Genomic DNA, 19,991 nt, shown 5'->3' with positions numbered 1-19,991 from the left:
CTGATCCCCGGCCTAAAGGCCGGGGCAATTACTTATTCCGCCAGCAAAAACATGGCTATGGAGGCTAGAACAAGGCCTGAGAGCAAAACACCGCCGGGAACCACACCATATATAATAAGAGAAAGGATGATTGTGATTACAGGGGCAAGTCCGGTCATCGGCACCACAATGATTGCCTTGCCGTACCTGAGGGCATACACCAGGGTCAGGGCGCCAATGGCATTCAGGATCTGAATCATGGCGGCAAGCCACGGTCCTTTAAAACCCCAGTTTATAGCCACTGAAAAATCGGTCATGAATAAAGCCAAAGGTGCCAGGATTAACGATGTGATCGCCATGTAAAAATAGATGCTTTCAGCCCGCATGGTGTTATTGGCGAATTTCATCACATACGCCTGTATGGCCCACATTACGAAAACAAGTATCGATAGTGCAAGCCAACCCATTCCTGTTGACTGCACCGGGTTATTCTGGGGATTCGACAAAAAGAACATGGCTACAAGGGCAAGTACAATTCCTGTCCATTGTTTAAAACGGGTTCTTTCTTTTAAGAAAATAATGGATAAGGCAATCGTTAAAACAGGGTAAAGTGAAATAATCGGAAAGACTATGTAAGCGGGACCCGAACGTAAGGCCTGGAAGAGCAGGAGCTGACCACCCGCACCGAGGAACCCCGTAGCGGAACCAAGAATAACCGATCGGAGGTCCTTCTCAGGTTTCCAGTTTATTTTATACAATGCAAACAGGGCACAAGGGATCATCGTCAGGGCCCATACCATATAGCCGAGAGTGGCAGGGAATCCGGCCTTTTCAGGTATTTCGATAAATGCACCCCATACACCCCAGAATAAAGTGGTGACAAGAGCATAAGTGAGCCAAAGTCGGTTTGCTTTCATGAAAAGTGAAATTTATACGACAAAGATAAATTAATAAGATTTCATAACTAATTTTCAACGAAAAAAAATATATCAAAAGATAATAATCGTTAAAAATAATTTTTACATTTGCTTTAATAATGAAATGAAAGTTTTCTTACTCTTTTTGCTTTTGTTTTGAAAATTAAAATCAAATAACTACTGATTCATGAAAATGTTTTCTGACCATTTAAGAAAGATCTGGCTGATTTTAAGCCTGATTCTTACAGGTTTTACCTGCACTTACGGGCAGATTGCCGTTAAGGGACAGGTACTGTCTTCTGAGGACGACCAGGCGTTGCCAGGGGTTAATATCCTTTTAAAAGGAACAAACCAGGGAGTAATTTCCGATGTGGACGGCAATTTTTCGATCAACGTCCCGGACGAATCCAGTGTGCTGGTCTTTAGCTATATCGGATACAACACTGAAGAAGTAACCGTTGGTACCCAGCGGACTATTACAATGAGTATGGTACCCAATATTACATCCCTTGAAACTGTGGTTGTGATGGGCTATAGTTCAAAGAAAAGAAATGAAATAACAAGTGCCGTAACCACAGTGTCATCGGATAAACTGATGGATGTTACCGCAAATGACATAGGATCGATGTTACAGGGGAAAGTCCCGGGCATCCAGGTCACTCAGGGTACCGGAACTCCCGGAGCTGCACCCGATGTTCGGATCAGGGGTATTTCATCCTTTAATGCCCCACAAGGTCCACTTTATGTGGTCGACGGAATCATCGGTGGTAATTTCGACCCGAACGATGTGGAAACCATCACCGTTATGAAAGATGCAGGTGCAACTGCATTGTACGGTTCACAGGCAAACGGAGGGGTTATCGTAGTTACAACCAAAAAAGCCACATCGCAAAAACCACAATTTGAATTCAAAGCGGTTACCGGCATGCGCGTTGCAGACCATGGCCATGTAAAAATGATGGATAGCAAAACGTTATACAATTACCACAGGGAGTATTTCAGGGATCCAAACCTTTATGTAATTGATGACAGAAAATTCCTTGCAGCCAGGCCGGATTCGGTGTTAAAAACAAATACCAACTGGCTTGATGAAGCCTTTAATCCTGCCCTCGTTCAGAACTACTTTCTGTCTTCGGCCGGCAAAGCAGGTAAGCTGGATTATTATTTAGGAGCAAGCTATTACGATGAAGACGGAACATTTATCAATTCAGGCTATAAACGGGTAAATGTAAGAGCAAATACTACTTATAATTTCTCTGACAAGGTAACCCTTTCAAATAACATAAACCTCAGCGGATCGAAAACACGTGGTGCCGATTATATGAATATTTATTATTCATACACCAGTATGCCGTGGGACAATCCCTATGATGCCAATGGAAAAATAAGGAGCTTTAAAAATGCAACAGGAATCTGGTCGAAAGATAAGATCAATCCCCTGCAGGCAGCCAGGAATTCAGAACTCACCAACATGGGATTCAACCTGGATTATGATCTTGACTTGAATATCAAACTTACCAACTGGCTGACTTTCTCGACAACAAACCGCATCAGTGCCGGTTCCTACCTCGACAAACAGTATTATTCGGCACTTGCCGATAACCTGGCCTATTACGGTACTGGGTATGTAAATTCACAGAGTGATATGAGTTTTGGAGGGATAACAACCAACCTGTTAAAATTCAATTTCCTGGGAACCATACATTCACTTACAGGACTTGTTGGTTTTGAAGCTCAGGGCGATAACACTGATTATATTAGAGGTTCGGGTACCGGAATTCCTGACGGCTTAAAAGTCCCTACTGTTGCAGCGGGTCAATATGAAATAGAAGGTGCACCTGACAAATCGTTCATGCAATCGCTAATTTCCCAGGTTAATTACATTTACAACAATAAATACTTCCTTACTGGTTCACTGCGTGTTGACCAGTCGTCATCGTTTACGGCTAAAAACCGGACGGCTATATTCCCCAGTTTCTCGGCCGCCTGGAATATCAACAAGGAATCCTTTATGGAAGGCGTTGACTTTATTGACAACCTGAGATTAAAGGCAAGCTGGGGAAAAACAGGGATGAAGGATATCGGTCCTTACATGTATCTTGAACAGTTCAGTTATGCCACCCAGTATGACGGCGAAACGGCAGCAGTGCCATACCGGAGGGCCAACCCTGATCTGACCTGGGAACAGACCGACCAGTACAATGCGGGAATTGAAATCGGCCTTTTCAACCGGATCACCTTTGAACTGAATGTATACAACAACATTACAAACGACCTGCTGGTTTACCGTGACCTGCCCCCTTCGGGAGGTTTCAGAAAACAGTGGCAGAACATTGGAAAAACCCATAATAAAGGAGTCGAAATCGGAATTAGTTCAACCAATGTGAAAACACAGAATTTCACATGGACAACCGACTTTTCAATGGGCTATAACAAGAACAGCCTGTCGGGGTTTGGCAGCGATACCATTTATAATGCCAATGCCTACGGTATTATGCAAATATATCACGACGGAGGTTCGCTCTACTCATGGTATGCCAAGGAATATTACGGTATCGACCCTGAAAATGGATCCATGCTTTGGGTAGGAAAAGACGGCAATCCCACACACGATTACCAGGCAGCCCGGAATATTGAATACGGAAGCCCTATTCCGAAACTCCAGGGCGGTTTTGGTACCGAAATGAAATATAAAAACCTCTCACTCCGGGCAAATTTCTCTTTCCTAACCGGAAACAAAATTTACAACTACTTCAGAAGATATGTGGATCATGATTTGCAGGACGCAGGCTTCAACGTAATGATGCCTCGTGACGACTGGAAGATCTGGCAAAAGCCGGGCGACAATGCCAATCATCCGCTGCCTCAGAATGCCAGCAATTCATACGATCCTTCCACCCGGTATATTGAGGATGGAAACTACCTGAAGGTTCGCAATATTACACTCACTTACAACCTTCCGACCGCACTGGTATCAAAAATGAAGCTAACCGGATTGTCAGTTTCAATTGGTGCTGACAACCTCTATACCTTTACAAGGTTTTGGGGACAGGATCCCGAAGTATCTATAGCTTCATCTACCGGAAATTTGCCCGGTTACGCAGAATTTAAATATCCCAACAACAAGCAATATGTACTTGGCATACAAGTAAGATTCTAAAACAAAAAACTTAAGAGAAAAAATGAAAAAGGCACTATTATATAGTATGCTCCTGCCTGGTTTCCTATACCTGGCAAGCTGCGATCTGGATGTGATTCCCAGTGCTGCACTCACTGGTGACCAGATCAAAAACACATCTGACGGACTGGTAAGCCTGGTGAACGGGTGCTACGCCCAGTTCAAGGATTTCCCCGATGAAGGTAGCACAAACAACTGGTACCTGCGTCAGTATTTCCAGCTGAGCGATTTCGCAAGCGACGACATTGTATGCGGTTACAAAACCGAGGACGACCTGATCAACAGTTTCAGGTTTAAAGACCGGATATCGGAGAAATCAAACATAAACAGCTTCTGGGAAGTATCTTATAAAATTATCTATGGCGCCAATGTCGCCATTAAGATGGCAGACGAAAAAGGAAGTGATGTACTTACCGACCACCTGAAGGGTGAAAGTTACTTCCTGAGGGCTTATGCCACCCACAGCCTTGTGCGTGTTTTTGCAAGGCCCTATTCTGAGGCCAACGCCGGTTTACCTGGCGTTATTCTGCGTGAATCATCATCTGACGGTGCTCCCAAGGCAAGAGCCACTCTGGCCGAAACATATGATTACATCATTTCGAGCCTTAAGACAGCTGCCGCCCTGATGAGTGCTGAAACTCCCGAAGCGAGGAACACAAGGGGCTACGCGACAAAATATACCGCATGGGCTATGCTTTCAAGAGTCTACCTGTATAAGGGCGATTATGAAAACTCAATAGCTTATGCCGATTCTGTAATTAATTCGGGTAATTATTCCCTTGAAACGGCTGAATCTTTCCCCGGCTATTTTGCCGGTGCAAAATCATCACCCGAAACCATCTGGTGCATTCCCTTCACTGTAACCGACGACAAGAAAGAAGCTTCCGTTGCATCCATGATTTACAATGGTGAAGCCTGCTGGGGTGAAGAAGGAGCTTCCCCGTCATTACTGAAAGATATGGGATACGGCACAGAACTCATGGATGTGGATCAGCGCTGGTCGTATATTGAAACACAGGAACCGGGATTGAAAAACGGCGTTGTTCTGTATTACATCAGCAAGTTCTCGGGGCAGGAAGGTCTGTCAACCCTGAGTTCGCCTGTCATGCTGCGTCTTGCCGAAGTATACCTAAACAGGGCAGAAGCTTATGCCAAAACAGGGAACCTGGACGCTGCCCTTGCCGACGTGAACGAAATAAGAACGAACAGGATGCTTGTTCCGGAAGGCGGCGACCTGAACGATTACCTGGCGGTTGCCACAAACAACAACATTACTGATGTGGTGCTTAAGGAAAGAAGGATCGAACTTGCCTTTGAAGGCCAGAGGATATTTGACCTCCTGAGAAACGGAAAAGACATTGTCAGAAATTACTGGGGCTTCCATCTCGACAGTTATAACGGAATACCCACAGGCAGTGAACCCGGTTTAGCTTCAGGCGGTGTAGTTATCCATGCTGCCGACGCCTCTACGGTATACCCCATCCCGTCAAGTGAGCTCAGTACAAACAAACTGGCTGTTCCCAACAATTAAAAAAAAGAATCATGAAAAATATCCGTAATATTTTGTTGTACATTGCCGTTGCAGGGTTCTTCACCATCATGTCCTGCAGCAAGGAGGGTAATTATACGCTTACCGAAACGGCTCCTCTTGATTTCAAAACTTACTATAACGGCCTGGATGTGACTTTTGTAAACAAAGCATCAAACGCCCAGGATGTTTCATGGAATTTTGGCGATAACACTCCTGATGTTGCCGGCGATTCGGTGGTTCACACGTTTGCTCAAATCGGAAACTATGTGATATCGCTGAATGCAACGGTCGAGGGAAAGCCTTACGTATTCCACACCATTCTGAGGGTTGATAAAGTAGCACTTGTGGATATGAACGACGGAACATTTGACGACTGGAATAACGTGACTTACCCTGATTTTCAACTTTCAGGGAAAGGGGCCATCGACACGGCAAAAGTTGATTATGATGCCAACTACGTGTATGTATATGTTGAATTCGATTCGATTGCGGAGAACGCCGGTATCAACGATCATATCTTCGGTGTATACATGGATGTTGACAATTCGGTGGCTACAGGCTTTTCAATGAAAGAAATGGGCGTGGACTATGCCGTGGAAGGAAACCTGTTTGGCGGGTGGTTTGCCCCCAGCATGGTGGATATGATCAATGGCGATCCGGGCTGGCCTTTTATGGGATTTGACAACGAAAATGCTGTTCTGCCCGGTAACATGACCAAAGAAGGAAATACAATCAAGATGGAATTCGGAATCTCACGAGAAGTTTTCAAAATCAATTCCGATGCGATGTCGTTTTCAATGAGTATTATGAATGGCGACTGGTCGGATGTAGGAAACCTGGTTACACCTTTGCCTGAGTTCAGTGAAAAAATTCCGGTAATGATGAATAAGAGCGGTAAATAGTAAAATTTGGTTTTTAGTTAGGGGTTCGGCTGCCTGATATGTTCAGGCAGCCATTTTTTTAGTGTTTCAGGCAATAATAACTTCAATGCCCGCGTCCTCAAGCCTTTTTTTATCTTCCTCGGGAATACCGCTGTCGGTAACCACTTTGTGAAGCCTTTCAATACCACAGATATAGGCAAGGCTCTTCCTGGCGAATTTTGAAGAATCGGTAACAAGGATCACTTCCCTTGCATTGCGGATCATGATCTCATTCAGTGCAGCTTCATCAATATTGGGCGTGTAAATGCCATGTCGCGTGTCGAATCCGTCAACTCCCAAAAATACCTTGTCAACGTAAAGGTTTTGAAAGTTTTTTTCAGCCAGCGGGCCCATCAGTGAAAGTGAATTTTTCCGAAGGTAACCTCCCGGGATTATCAGGTGGAAACCGGGATGCTGAATCAGCTGGCTTACTATATTCAAAGCATTGGTGATGACAGTGATTTCTTTCAGGTTTCCCAGGTTCTTGGCAACTTCCATTGTTGTGGTGCCCGAATCAATTATCACTGTATCCAATTCTTTGACAAGAGAGGCGGCTTTCCTGCCTATCCTTGCCTTTTCCTCGGTATGAAGCTTATCTTTTTCCGAAATATGATGATCAATTCCAACACCGTTATCCACTTTCAGTGCACCGCCCCGGGCACGGATCAGCATTTTTTTCCGTTCAAGCTGCTCAAGATCATTACGGATGGTTACTTCACTTACATCGAATTCACGGCTGAGCGTCTGGACAAGTACCTGGCCGGCGGTATTCAGCTCATTCAGGATAAATTTACGCCGCTCAACAGTGGAACTTCTTTTATTTTTGGGCATTTTGCTGTCTGTTGTCATAAATACTTCATTTCGAAAGATAAAGATAATATTCCTTTCTGTTTAAAGATATAAAATAAGTGAATTAAAGATAGTAATGTTTATTTCTTTCATTTACTTTTTTTATTACGATTTTATCTTTCATTTTATTTTTTTAATAATTTCATATTATATATATTTGCTTAAGCTTTATAAATATCGACACATGCAATTTCTTGGTTTTGAAGAAGGATTCCTTAAGGAAAAGGGAGGAATTCATACAGCCCGTGAAATACAATCGCAGCCTTCATTGTGGCTCAATATATATACAAGTCTTGTACATGAGATTCCGTCACTTCAGAAATTCCTGAACAAGGCTGTTCAGGATTCCGATAAGATCATTCTTACCGGTGCAGGGTCAAGTGCCTATATCGGCCTTTCGCTTAACTGCGTGTATAACCGGAGGCTTGGTAAAACAGCCCTTGCCATTCCCACAACCGATCTTGTAACTCACCCTGAAAACTTTTATTTTACTAACGAAACCATACTGCTTGTATCATTCGCGCGTTCGGGAAACAGTCCCGAAAGCACAGCCGCTGTTGAGCTGGCCGACAAATTCTGTAAAAAGGTATATCACCTGGTTATAACCTGCGATAAAACCGGGAACCTGGCTTTGCTTAAATCATCAAATCCCCGGTATGTGCTGGTTCTTCCTCCTGAATCGAATGACCAGAGCCTTGCAATGACCGGAAGCTATTCCGGTATGCTGTTAAGCGGACTGCTTATTGCACACCTGGATGAGATGGCAAAGATTGAGACAACCGTCCGCAAGCTTCATGACTATGGAAGGAAAATAATTGAAAAATATGCACCTGAGATCAGGCGGGCTGCCGAATTGCCTTTTAACAGGGCTGTCTTCCTGGGTTCTGGTCCGTTCTACGGAACATCAACCGAATCGGCTCTGAAACTGCAAGAACTTACTGATGGAAGGATTATCTGCAAGAACGACAGCTTTCTCGGCCTGAGACACGGGCCTAAGGCTGTTATTGACGGAACTACCCTGCTCTTTTTCATCTTTTCCGGCAATCCTTATGTTCTGCTGTATGAAAAAGACCTTGTCAATTCAACCAGGAAAGGGAATAAACCCCTGATCACAATGGGAATCTCCGAAAATCCGGTTAAGGATTGCGTATTGGAAACTTCAATCAGGCTGAGTGAGGAGGAAAATCACATTGATGACGAATTTCTTACTGTCTGCAATATTATACCCGGCCAGATGCTCGGATTCTATAAATCACTTGCAACAGGACTCAAACCTGACAATCCTTCGGTGAGCGGTGCTATTTCCAGGGTAGTGGAAGATTTCAGGATTTATAATTATTGATCGGGATGGACCCAGAATTAAGGAAAGCCGCTGCTTCAGCGGATGTTTCATATATGGATTATTTGCTGAAGCAAATAAAAGGAATTGAAGCGAAAACCGGCCTCCGCCGTACTATCTTTGCTGCATGCCCGAACTCAATCACAGTAATCCGTTCGGCTCTGAAATCGGCCAAAAGAAATAATTCACCGGTTAAATTCGCCGCCACCCTCAACCAGGTGGATATTGACGGAGGTTATACAGGGCTTACGCAGCATGAATTTGTAAAGACCATCCGGTTACAGGCCCGTAATTTGAATGTCACGGTGCCTGTCATCATTGCGGTTGACCACGGCGGTCCCTGGTTAAAGGATCAACAGGCACGTGAGAAATGGAGCTTTGCCGATAGCATGAATGCTGTTAAAAAATCGTTCGAAGCTTCAATTGACGCCGGTTATGATCTGTTACACGTGGATCCGACAATTGACATAACCCTTTCGAAAGGTACCGTCATTTCAATTGATGTGGTTGCTGACAGAACCGTCGAACTCATTACCCATGCTGAAAACTTCAGGCGAAATGGCGGATACCCCCGTATAGCCTACGAGGTTGGTACAGAGGAAGTCCATGGAGGGCTTGCTGATCTTCGAATTTTCAGGAGATTTCTTGAAAAACTGAAACATGGATTACGTCAAAATGGACTTGACGACGTGTGGCCCTGCTTTGTTGTAGGTAAAGTAGGAACTGACCTGCATACCACCACATTTGATCCGGCTGTAGCTTCGGACCTGGTTCACATTGCAGCGGAATACGGCAGCCTTATTAAAGGCCACTATTCCGACAATGTAAGCAATCCTGAGGAATACCCTGCTTCGGGTATGGGAGCCGCCAACATAGGCCCTGAATTCACTGAGATGGAATATGAGGCGCTTTGTGAGCTGGAAAATCTGCAGATGAATCTTAATAATGAAGGCAAAATAGCTAAAACAGCAATGATTCGTGAAACATTGCAGAATGCAGTGATCCGTTCAGGGCGATGGAAAAAATGGCTTCATGACGGGGAAAACGCGGATGACTTCTTTGCGAATTCGGCAGAGCGGCGCGACTGGCTGATACGCACATGCTGCCGGTATATTTGGGAAGACGCTGAAGTGCTGGCCGAAAGAGCAAAACTTTACAGGAACCTCTCCATGCAGGGAATTGAACCGGATAATATTGTGGAATCAAAGATTGAAAGTGCCATGGATCGCTACTTTTGTAAATTTAATTTAACGGGCCTTACTAATCTTTTAAAAGAATTAATTTAGATAATCATGAGTCATAAAGAAACGGATGTTGTTGTTGTCGGTGAACTGAATGTAGACATCATTCTGAATCAGATCGAAGGCTTTCCGGCTATCGGAAAGGAAATCATCGCCAACACAATGGATGTCGTGCTTGGCAGCTCTTCCGCTATCTTCGCCAGTAACCTCAGTGCACTTTCGGTTAAAACCGCTTTCATCGGAAAAGTGGGCAATGATAATTTCGCGCGCGTTGTGATTGATAGTTTAAACCGCCGGCATGTCAATACCCGCCAGGTTGCCGTTTCATCCACCAGCAGTACAGGTGCCACCGTAGTACTCAACTATGATCAGGACAGGGCTAATGTGACTTACCCCGGTGCCATGAACGAGCTTAGTATGAAAGATGTTGATTTCAATTTTATTGCCGGTGCCCGCCATCTTCATTTTTCATCGTATTTTCTTCAGCCCGGAATCCGGAAGGACATATGCAGCCTGTTTCAGAGGGCAAAGGAACTGGGATTGACAACCTCGCTGGATACCCAATGGGACCCCGAAGAAAAGTGGGAGATACCTTTACAGGAATTATTGCCATATGTGGATGTATTCCTTCCCAATTCGCAGGAACTGCAGCACATGACAAAAACTACAAGCATTGAGGAAGGAATCCATAAACTGAAACCCTTTGCCAACCTGGTGGTTGTTAAAAACGGCAGCGATGGAGCGATCGGCTGGGACGGGAAAAACGTGGTAAGCCAGCCTGTGTTTCTGAACAACCATATTGTCGACTGTATAGGAGCAGGCGACAGCTTTAATGCAGGCTTTATAAAAGGTTTTATCAGCGGCGAGCAATTTAAAAAATGCCTTGAACTGGGTGCACTTACCGGAGCAATTAACACTACCCGGGCAGGCGGGACAGGAGCGTTTGAAAACACTGAGCTGGTAACCCGAATTGCCGCCGAAAATTTCAACTATACCTTTAAACCATGACGCTCAGCGAAAAACTTCAACAGCTTAAAAAGGAAAGAAAAGCCATCCTGGCCGCCAACTTTTATAATTTCGAAACCCTTTCAGGAATTCTTACTGCTGCTTCGGAATTAAAACTTCCTGTAATCCTGCAGCTTTCAGAGAGTTCGATACGGTACCTGGGCATCGGCGTTGCCAGTGCCATGGCAAAGAATGCTCTGAGGGAATACGATGTTGAAGGTTGGCTGCACCTGGATCATGGAAGTTCGGTTAGCATGGTGAAACAATGCCTGGAAAATGGCTTTGACTCGGTAATGATTGATGCAAGCGAAAAACCTTTCGCTGAAAACATCCGGATCACACAGGAAGCTGTTGAACTGGCAAAAAAGCATCATGTAAATGTTGAAGCCGAACTGGGCTTTGTGGCCAAACTGGGACAGGACATGACCGGGACTTTTACGCAGCCTGAAGAAGCGTCAGAATTTGTCTCGGCAACAGGGGTGGATGCCCTGGCCGTGGCAATAGGTTCGGCACACGGATTCTATAAAAAAGCCCCGAAACTGGAAATTGAGCTTCTTTCACGGATCAGCAAATCCGTCACCTCGCCGCTGGTTCTTCACGGCAGTTCAGGAATTCCTGATGCCATGCTTCAGGAGGCTATCCGGAACGGTATTTGTAAAGTGAACCTTGCAACAGAAACTAAAAATGCTTTCATGCGTGCTCTGCAGGAAACTCTCGCAGGAAATGAAGAAATTGACCTTCGGGTTGTATTTCCGAAAGCCACTCAATCCGTAGTTCAACTCATTAAAAACAAATTGGAAATCATTAATAATGCCTGATATGAAAACCGTTCTTCACCACCTTACATACCGGACCCTGTTACTTGTTTTATTCGGAATCACTTTAAGCTTCAGGGGATTCTCTCAGGACCCGCAGGATATTCTGCTCAGGAATTACAGGCCCAGGTCGATTTATAAGATTCCTGAAACCCATGTTCAGAAGGCGGCATTCCCGGTAATTGATATGCACTCACATGCCTACGCAACTAGTGCATCTGAAATTGATGAATGGGTTAAAATCATGGATTCATGCGGCATACAAAAGACTATTGTGCTTACAATGGCAACAGGTGCCAAATTCGATTCGCTTATAAAAGCTTATTCAAAGTACAAAGACCGTTTTGATCTTTGGTGCGGATTCGATTACACCGGTTACAACACCCCTGCATTTCCGGCTTCCGCTGTAAAAGAACTTGAACGCTGCCATAAAATGGGGGCCAAAGGCGTTGGCGAACTGGGCGATAAGGGATATGGGGAACTCTATTCAGAACCGGTTGCAGGAGTCGGACTCCATCTTGACGATTACAGGATGAAACCTCTTTTTCAGAAATGTGCTGAACTCAATATGCCCATCAACATCCATGTGGCCGATCCCATCTGGATGTATGAAAAGATGGATTCAACGAACGACGGACTGATGAATGCCATCGAATGGAAGATAGATGCTTCACTCCCCGGTTTGCTTGACCTGGATGAACTGGTAAACACCCTTGAAAATGCGGTTAAGGAAAATCCGAAAACAACGTTTATCGCCTGCCATTACGCAAACCTGATGCATGACCTTGACAGGCTCGGCGTTATGCTCGATAAATACCCGAATTTCTATTCCGATATTTCAGCTCGATATGCTGAAACGGCTACCATTCCGAGGTATATGAAATCGTTTATTGAAAAGCACCAGGATAAGGTCGTTTACGGAACCGATATGGGATTTAATTCTTCAATGTACCGTATTACCTTCAGGATCCTTGAAACCAACGATGAGCATTTCTATGAAATATCACAATTCAACTATCACTGGCCGTTACAGGGATTCGGCCTTTCTCCTGAGGTGCTCCGAAAAATTTATAACAAAAATGCCTCGGCAATCATTAAGTAATACAGCCATGAAGAACCTTACATTCTTGTGCCTTTTGGGTTTTACCGTGTTTTCATGCAACAGGGTAACCGTAATTGAAAGCGGTGACCTGAGGATCGAATTCAATAAGCAGATGCAAAGCACGATCAGGAGCAAATCAGAACAGAAACCGCTGATGACCGGCTTTATGAATTCAGAATACATTGAAACGCCGGAATTCAAAGCGGACCTGTTCGGTTTAAAATCAGTTAAATCCACTGATCTTGAAATTAAACAGGGAAAAGGTAAAAGCACTGTTCTTACAGGCATATTTGAAAAATACGGATACCGGCTTGAAAAAAAGGTAACTGTGACTGTTCTGGATTCCTTTCCAGGTATGGCTTTTTACAATGTGAGCTATACTAACCGCGGCAATAAGGAGTTGGACATCACCAAATGGGTGAACCATGCCTACACAGTTAATGGTAACGGCGATACGCCGGCTTTCTGGTCATTCCAGGGAAGTTCAACATCTGCCCGGAAAGATTGGATTTTACCGGTTGATTCTACATTCTTTCAAAAGAACTTCATGGGAATGAATAATTCCGATTACGGCGGAGGCATTCCTGTTTCTGATGTATGGCGCCGTGACGCAGGAATTGCCATAGGACATACTGATCTCGTGCCGAGAATGGTTTCATTGCCTGTTTCGAAAAATAAATACGAGGACGACGTACATGTCGCACTTCAATATGATTATCCTGAAAAGGCTGTGCTTGCGCCGGGAGACACACTCAAGACCTATGGAAGCTTTGTGATGGTACATCAGAAAGATTGTTTCAGTTCGCTGCAGGCGTATTCAAAATACATGCAGGCTTCAGGAATCAAACTGGCACCCGTGGAAAAAGATGCCTACGAGGCCGTTTGGTGCGCCTGGGGCTACATGAGAAAGTTCACCGTTGCCGAGGTGTTGGGAACTCTGCCAAAGGTTAAGGAACTTGGACTGAAGTGGGTTGATATAGATGACGGGTACCAGCAGGCCGAAGGTGACTGGGATGTGGTACAGGATAAATTTCCGGACGGTGATGCCGATATGCGGAAACTGGTTGATAAAATACATAGCATGGGATTAAAAGCCAAATTATGGTGGGCCCCGCTGGCTGTAGATCCCGGAAGCAAACTGCTCACCGAAAACCCTGACATCATTCTGGAAACAAGCGATGGGGCTCCCCAGTATATCACCTGGTGGAACAGCTATTATATGTCGCCTGTATACAAAAAGACAATCGATCACACACAGGGTGTTGTGCGGATGTTTTTAAAGGACTGGGATTTTGACGGTCTCAAAATGGACGGCCAGCATCTGAACTGTGTTCCTCCTGATTATGGGAACCATAACCTCAGCGATCCGATGGAGTCGTTCGAAAAACTACCGGAGTTTTTTAAAATGATTTATGAAACGGCTCATACATACAAACCCAACGCCGTTCTGCAGATTTGCCCGTGCGGTGATGCCATGTCGTTTTTCAATATGCCCTGGACTAACCAGACCGTGGCTTCAGATCCCACATCGAGCTGGCAGATCAGGCTGAAAGGAAAAACCTACAAAGCCTTATTGGGAAAGAGAGCTTATTATGCCGATCATGTTGAACTGAGCGACGGAGGTGATGATTTCGGAACACAGATCGGAATAGGCGGTGTGCTCGGAACGAAATTCACCTGGCCGAAAGACAATCCTTATGTAACCGAAGGCCATTTTGTTCTGACACCTGAAAAAGAAAAAACCTGGAAAGAATGGATTTCAATTTACAATCAGAAAATGCTTCCCACAGGCACTTACCTGGGTTCATTGTATGATATCGGGTATGATAAACCGGAAACTCATGTAATCGTCAAGAACGACACCTTTTATTACGCCTTTTACAATCCCGACTGGAATGGCGAAATTGAATTGAGAGGATTAGGTACAGGAAAATACCGCGTTACGGATTATGTAAATAAGCGGGAGCTGGGTGTTGTTGACGCTTCGAATCCGAAAATAAATGTGCAGTTCAAACGGAACCTGCTATTAGAAGTTGCGAAAACCGAATAGTTACTGATACCAGGCACGCCCTTTCGCAGAATCAAAGTAGCGATACAGAAGAAGTCCGCCTATAAAGCCACCTATATGTGCCCAGAAAGCTATTCCTGTGGCGGCATTCGAAAGCATCAGGGATGTGGTTCCGCTCAACAGCTGGATTAAAAACCAAAGCCCGATGAAGATCAGTGCCGGAATGGGAATGAAAAGCGGAATGATGAACACCGGAACAAAAGAAACAATAGTGCTTTTCGGAAACATAATCATATAAGCCGCCATAACGCCGGATATGGCACCCGATGCGCCGATTGCAGGAATGGGAGAATTACGGTGCAGTATAAAATGGGTGAAGCTGGCTATAAGTCCGCACAGAATATAAAACAGGAAATACCTTACTTTTCCCATTCGGTCTTCGACGTTATCACCAAAAATAAACAGGATCCACATGTTTGAAATGATATGCCCCCAGCCTCCGTGCAAAAACATATTGGTAAGGAATGGCCGTAAAATGTCGGTTCGCAGCTGGTATATGCTTCCTACTTCAGAAAGGCGGATATGATCGGGGATCAGACCGTATTTGAAAATCATCTGTTCGGCCTGCTTGCTGTCGAGTACAAAAACACCGAAAAGGAAAACTCCCACATTGACAAGGATCAGCATGACATTGACTATAGGAAAGCTTCGTGACGGTATTGTATCTCGTAATGGTATCAACTATCTCGTTTTTGCGCGGTTCAGGTTACAAAGATAGAAATAAGGATGATCAAAGGAAAGGGCTACCTGTGATGGCTCCTTTTTTCACAGGGACATGGCACCTGTCCATACTTCGACGATGCACAGCTTTGAATTCCCGTCACAAACAGGATAAACAGAACGTAAAACAGCAGGCGCAGGATGAACTGCCGGGAATTTAAAAAGGTTGTCAATATTTTCATGGAACAAATATATTATGTTCTTTTTGTCTTTGCCAGCATTCTCACCTGTCGGTTTAACTGGCTGAATATCAATCCGGCTATCACAATAACAATTCCGGCCACCTTAAGGCCTGTGAAACTCTCTTTCAGAATGATAAAGGAAAGAACTGCCGTGAAAACCGGGATAAGATTTACAAAAACATTGGTACGGGCCATTCCTAAATGCTGGATCGAATAAACAAATAACAAAAAGGCAAACGACGAAGCGAAAATGGCCAGCTTAATAACGGGAAGAACCATCGTGAAAGTATGTTTCATGCTGATGAACTCCCTGAATCCGAGAAAATAAAACAAGGGAAGAAAATAAAGAAGTCCTAGCGTGCTCTGATAGGTAACTATTGTAAATGTATTGTATTTGTCAGTAAGTTTCCTGACAAAGACAGAATGGCAGACTGCGGATATGACGGCCAGGAACATTAAGAGTACCCCGCTCAGAGCATTATTCCCGTTCTGTTCGCCGGCAATTACCATGACGACCCCTGCCATTGAAATGAATAATCCTATGAAATTGGTAAATGTGAACCTTTCCCTGAAAATATACCAGGCAGGTATTGGAGCTACAAGCGGAATTAAGGAAATAATGATGGATGCAAGAGTCGGCGAAATACGATTTACCCCGTAACATTCCCCGATAAAGTAAAGAAACGGCTCAAACAAGGCCAAGCCCAGGAAATAACGCAGGTGACCTTTTTCAATTTTCTGCAAACGCTTAAAAGATAATGATATAAGAAAAAGGAACGGGATCGCAAGGGTAAGCCGGAATACTATAAGGGTAACCGGTCCGTAGTAAACAAACACCTGCTTGTACCAGATAAAGCTGAAACTCCAAAAGAGCATGGCGGCGATAACAGGCAGGTAGGAGGTGATGCGACTACGGAATTCTGTTGGCATATTTTTTGATCAATTTAGATTAAATAAAATTTGCATAAGAGGCAAAAATGAACTAATTTACAGGGCCTTAATAATTTATTCATATTTAGCTTTTTTTAAGAAATAAGCTTGCAACAAAAAGGTCTTTTTATTGTTTATTTGTATTGATTAAACGTTACTTCTTAATAATTATACCAAACATGAGGCAATTAAAGATAACCAAATCTATAACAAACCGTAACAGTGACTCATTAGAAAAATATTTGCATGATATTGGCAAAGAAGAATTAATTACTCCCGAAGAAGAAGTAGAGTTGGCGAAACGGATTAAGATGGGCGACCAGGAGGCTCTTGAAAAACTCACAAAAGCGAACCTCCGTTTCGTTGTTTCAGTTGCAAAACAATATCAGCATCAGGGATTAAGCTTACCTGATTTAATTAATGAAGGAAACCTGGGTTTGATTAAAGCTGCCAAGAAATTTGATGAAACCAAAGGTTTCAAATTCATTTCATATGCAGTATGGTGGATCAGACAGTGCATATTGCAGGCTTTGGCCGAGCAATCACGTATTGTAAGACTTCCTTTGAACAAGATAGGTGCATTGAATAAAATAAACAGGGCGTTTTCACAACTGGAGCAAACTCATGAACGTGAACCGTCCCCTGAAGAAGTAGCAGCTATTCTCGAATTACCGGAAGGCAAAGTAGCCGGTACACTTGAACTCTCAGGAAGGCATCTCTCAGTGGATGCTCCTTTCTCGGATGGGGAAGAGAATAGTCTGCTTGATGTACTTCCCAGCCACGACACTCCTACAACTGATAATAAGTTAATTGAGGAATCGCTGGCAAAAGAAATTGAAAGAACGCTCAGCACTCTGCCTGATAAAGAAAGCAGTGTGATCAGGGCCTTTTATGGAATCGGCACCAAACCGATGTCGCTTGAGGAAATCGGCGCAACAATCGGTATTTCACGCGAAAGAACCCGCCAGATCAAGGAAAAGGCCATTAAGCATCTGAGGCAGAAATCGAAAAACAGATTGTTAAAGACCTATCTGGGCTAGTAAATAAGACTTTCATGTATCAGAAACCAACCCGGGCATTTGTCCGGGTTTTTTTTATCCGGGGTACAAGGTATTTTTTATTCTTCACTCCCGGCCGTTCAATACACCCTCGGTGTTTTGCTTTTCTTAAACACAATCGCACTACGAGAAGGTAAATACAACAGCAGGTAACACGGTGCATCCGGCCTGAGTTCTCCCCTTGCCATATACCTTAGGCTTTCATCCACATTGCCGTTTCCGCCATATAAAGGGTTATCGGTATTCAGTACGATCCTGTATTTTCCCGGATCGGTGCGTATTCCGTAGTCGGTGTAAGAGCGGTCGGGGCTGAAATTAAACACAAATACGAATTCTCCCCTTTCAAAGGCCAGTACCTGGTCGGCCTGGTTATCCGCAAGGAGCCTGCAATACGGGTGAGTATACAAATTACTGTCACTTATAAGATGAATCATATCCCTGTCGAAATCGCCCAGGAAATGATACTTCAGCAGGTTATCATCCACCAGGTTCCATTGCCGGCGCGCATATTTAAAAGACCAGTTGTTACCCTCACGCGGAAAGTCAATCCATTCGGGGTGCCCGAATTCATTTCCCATAAAGTTGAGATATCCGCCGCCGCCAGTGGCTGCTGTTACCAGCCTGATCATTTTATGAAGGGCAATCCCGCGATCGACAATGATATTAGGCATCAGCTTGCTCATCGAAAAATACATCTCTTTATCCATCAGCCTGAAAATGATGGTTTTGTCGCCCACGAGCGCCTGGTCATGCGATTCAGCATAGGATATTGTTTTTTCATCCGCCCGTTTGCTGGTTAGCTCATGGTAAAGAGCAGATACATTCCATTGTTCATCAGGCATCTCCTTGATGATTTTAATCCAGTAATCGGGAACGCCCATGGCCATCCTGAAATCAAAACCGTACCCGCCGTTTTCGTGGGTTGATGCAAGTCCCGGCATTCCGCTCATTTCTTCTGCAATCGTAATGGCTTGGGGGTTAACCTGCTTAATAAGCTTTGTGGCCAAAGAAAGGTAAATAATGGCATCTTCATCCTCCATGCCGTCATAGTACATGCCGTAATTGGTGAAATTCCTTGAAAGCCCGTGATCATAATACAGCATACTGGTAACCCCGTCAAACCGGAAACCGTCAAACCGGTATTCATCAAGCCAGAATTTGCAATTGGATAACAGGAAATGAACCACTTCATTCTTGCCGTAGTCAAAACAAAGGGAGTCCCAGGCAACATGTTCCCGGCGTGCGCCATCATGAAAATATTGGTAAGGCGTCCCATCAAAACGTCCGAGTCCTTCAAGTTCATTTTTAACCGAATGGGAATGAACAATATCCATGATAACGGCCAAACCCATTCCATGGGCTTCATCTATAAGGCTCTTGAGATCTTCGGGCGTACCGAAACGTGAGGAAGCAGCAAAAAAATTGGATACATGATAGCCGAAAGAGCCGTAATAAGGATGTTCCTGGATGGCCATCAACTGAACAGTATTATAACCGGCCTTTTTTATTCGGGGTAAAACAAGTTCACGGAATTCATTATACGTACCAGTCCGTTCCTCCATGGTGCTCATACCTACATGAGCCTCATAAATAAGAGGCGGGCGTCCCGCAGCATCAACATTCGGGTTTTTCCATGCATAGGGCTCAAGGTTGTCCCAAACCTGTGCATTGAACAATTTTGTATTCTCATCCTGAACCACCCGCTTCACATAGGATGGAATTCTTAAACCATGACCGCCGTTCCAGTAAAGTGAAATCTTGAACAAATCACCGTGTTTCATGGCACCGGAATGAAGCTCGATTTCCCAGACACCATTATCAACCGCATGCATCCTGTACTCCGGAATTTCCTTCCAATTGTTGAATTCACCAATAAGATACATATCCGTGGCATTCGGAGCCCATTCCCTGAATATCCAGCCGTTGAACGTCTGATGAAGTCCGAAATAAAGATACCCTGTTGCAAAATCGGAAAGCGATTTTATTTCACCCGTGAGTTCAGATTCTTTTTGCTGGGCTTTCAGCGACCGACGGTAAATGATCTCACTGTAGGGTGCCAGCCACGGGTCGTTCTTAACTATATGAGGTTCACTTTGTATCATAAATGTGCGGGCAGACTTTTCCTATTAAAATTATGAATTAATAACTGATTTGAAA

At 44.3% G+C, this 19,991-nt stretch carries 15 protein-coding genes; 10 read left to right on the top strand and 5 right to left on the bottom strand.

Annotated elements, in window-relative coordinates:
- Positions 1-32: 32 nt before the first annotated feature.
- On the bottom strand, positions 33-896 hold the full coding sequence (locus tag VK179_18605) for an EamA family transporter (protein HLO60769.1): 864 nt from the start codon (positions 894-896) through the stop codon (positions 33-35).
- Positions 897-1,083: 187 nt separating this feature from the next.
- On the opposite strand from VK179_18605, the gene VK179_18600 reads away from it, so the two are divergent.
- The 3 genes from VK179_18600 to VK179_18590 are packed head-to-tail and all read left to right on the top strand — an operon-like array spanning position 1,084 to position 6,507.
- Positions 1,084-4,056, top strand: a complete 2,973-nt coding sequence (locus VK179_18600; GenBank protein ID HLO60768.1) for a SusC/RagA family TonB-linked outer membrane protein — start codon at positions 1,084-1,086, stop codon at positions 4,054-4,056.
- 22 nt (positions 4,057-4,078) lie between these two features.
- Positions 4,079-5,605, top strand: a complete 1,527-nt coding sequence (locus VK179_18595) for a RagB/SusD family nutrient uptake outer membrane protein (GenBank protein ID HLO60767.1) — start codon at positions 4,079-4,081, stop codon at positions 5,603-5,605.
- Between the two features lie 11 nt (positions 5,606-5,616).
- Positions 5,617-6,507 carry a PKD domain-containing protein gene (locus VK179_18590; GenBank protein HLO60766.1) on the top strand — a complete coding sequence of 297 codons (891 nt, stop codon included), beginning with the start codon at positions 5,617-5,619 and terminating at the stop codon, positions 6,505-6,507.
- Positions 6,508-6,573: 66 nt separating this feature from the next.
- Here VK179_18590 and agaR read toward each other — a convergent pair whose 3' ends face one another.
- Positions 6,574-7,374, bottom strand: a complete 801-nt coding sequence (agaR, locus tag VK179_18585) for a transcriptional repressor AgaR (protein ID HLO60765.1) — start codon at positions 7,372-7,374, stop codon at positions 6,574-6,576.
- Positions 7,375-7,558: 184 nt separating this feature from the next.
- Here agaR and VK179_18580 point away from each other — a divergent pair, with 184 nt between their 5' ends.
- Genes VK179_18580 through VK179_18555 form a run of 6 tightly spaced genes read left to right on the top strand, consistent with a single transcriptional unit; the run spans position 7,559 to position 14,926 of the window.
- The gene (locus tag VK179_18580) at positions 7,559-8,716 is read left to right on the top strand and encodes an SIS domain-containing protein (GenBank protein ID HLO60764.1); all 1,158 of its coding nucleotides are present in this window, start codon (positions 7,559-7,561) and stop codon (positions 8,714-8,716) included.
- A gap of 5 nt (positions 8,717-8,721) precedes the next feature.
- Positions 8,722-9,999 (top strand): class II D-tagatose-bisphosphate aldolase, non-catalytic subunit, encoded by a 1,278-nt coding sequence (locus VK179_18575; protein HLO60763.1) that lies wholly within the window; start codon positions 8,722-8,724, stop codon positions 9,997-9,999.
- A 6-nt stretch (positions 10,000-10,005) separates the two neighbouring features.
- The gene (locus tag VK179_18570) at positions 10,006-10,962 is read left to right on the top strand and encodes a carbohydrate kinase family protein (protein ID HLO60762.1); all 957 of its coding nucleotides are present in this window, start codon (positions 10,006-10,008) and stop codon (positions 10,960-10,962) included.
- Positions 10,959-11,777 carry a class II fructose-bisphosphate aldolase gene (locus VK179_18565; GenBank protein HLO60761.1) on the top strand — a complete coding sequence of 273 codons (819 nt, stop codon included), beginning with the start codon at positions 10,959-10,961 and terminating at the stop codon, positions 11,775-11,777. Before VK179_18570 ends, VK179_18565 begins: the two co-directional genes overlap by 4 nt.
- 1 nt (position 11,778) lies before the next feature.
- Complete coding sequence (locus VK179_18560; GenBank protein ID HLO60760.1) at positions 11,779-12,876, top strand: amidohydrolase family protein; 1,098 nt, start codon at positions 11,779-11,781, stop codon at positions 12,874-12,876.
- Between the two features lie 7 nt (positions 12,877-12,883).
- Entirely contained in the window at positions 12,884-14,926 is a 2,043-nt protein-coding gene (locus VK179_18555) for a glycoside hydrolase family 36 protein (GenBank protein ID HLO60759.1), read from the top strand.
- Here the strand turns inward: VK179_18555 and VK179_18550 are convergent, their stop codons facing one another.
- Both VK179_18550 and VK179_18545 read right to left on the bottom strand, forming a co-directional pair.
- A complete protein-coding gene (locus VK179_18550; protein ID HLO60758.1) occupies positions 14,927-15,625 on the bottom strand; it encodes a rhomboid family intramembrane serine protease in 699 nt (232 codons plus the stop codon).
- A 233-nt stretch (positions 15,626-15,858) separates the two neighbouring features.
- Positions 15,859-16,776, bottom strand: a complete 918-nt coding sequence (locus VK179_18545; protein HLO60757.1) for a DMT family transporter — start codon at positions 16,774-16,776, stop codon at positions 15,859-15,861.
- Positions 16,777-16,955: 179 nt separating this feature from the next.
- On the opposite strand from VK179_18545, the gene VK179_18540 reads away from it, so the two are divergent.
- Positions 16,956-17,816: an RNA polymerase sigma factor RpoD/SigA gene (locus VK179_18540; GenBank protein ID HLO60756.1), complete on the top strand. Its 861-nt coding sequence runs from the start codon at positions 16,956-16,958 to the stop codon at positions 17,814-17,816.
- A gap of 98 nt (positions 17,817-17,914) precedes the next feature.
- Here the strand turns inward: VK179_18540 and VK179_18535 are convergent, their stop codons facing one another.
- A complete protein-coding gene (locus VK179_18535) occupies positions 17,915-19,936 on the bottom strand; it encodes an alpha amylase C-terminal domain-containing protein (GenBank protein HLO60755.1) in 2,022 nt (673 codons plus the stop codon).
- Between the last annotated feature and the right edge of the window lie 55 nt (positions 19,937-19,991).

This window comes from Bacteroidales bacterium (genome assembly GCA_035299085.1).
GTDB lineage: Bacteria > Bacteroidota > Bacteroidia > Bacteroidales > UBA10428 > UBA5072.
The sequence above is the reverse complement of the archived record's forward strand: the minus strand, read 5'-3'. Positions and strand labels throughout refer to the sequence as shown.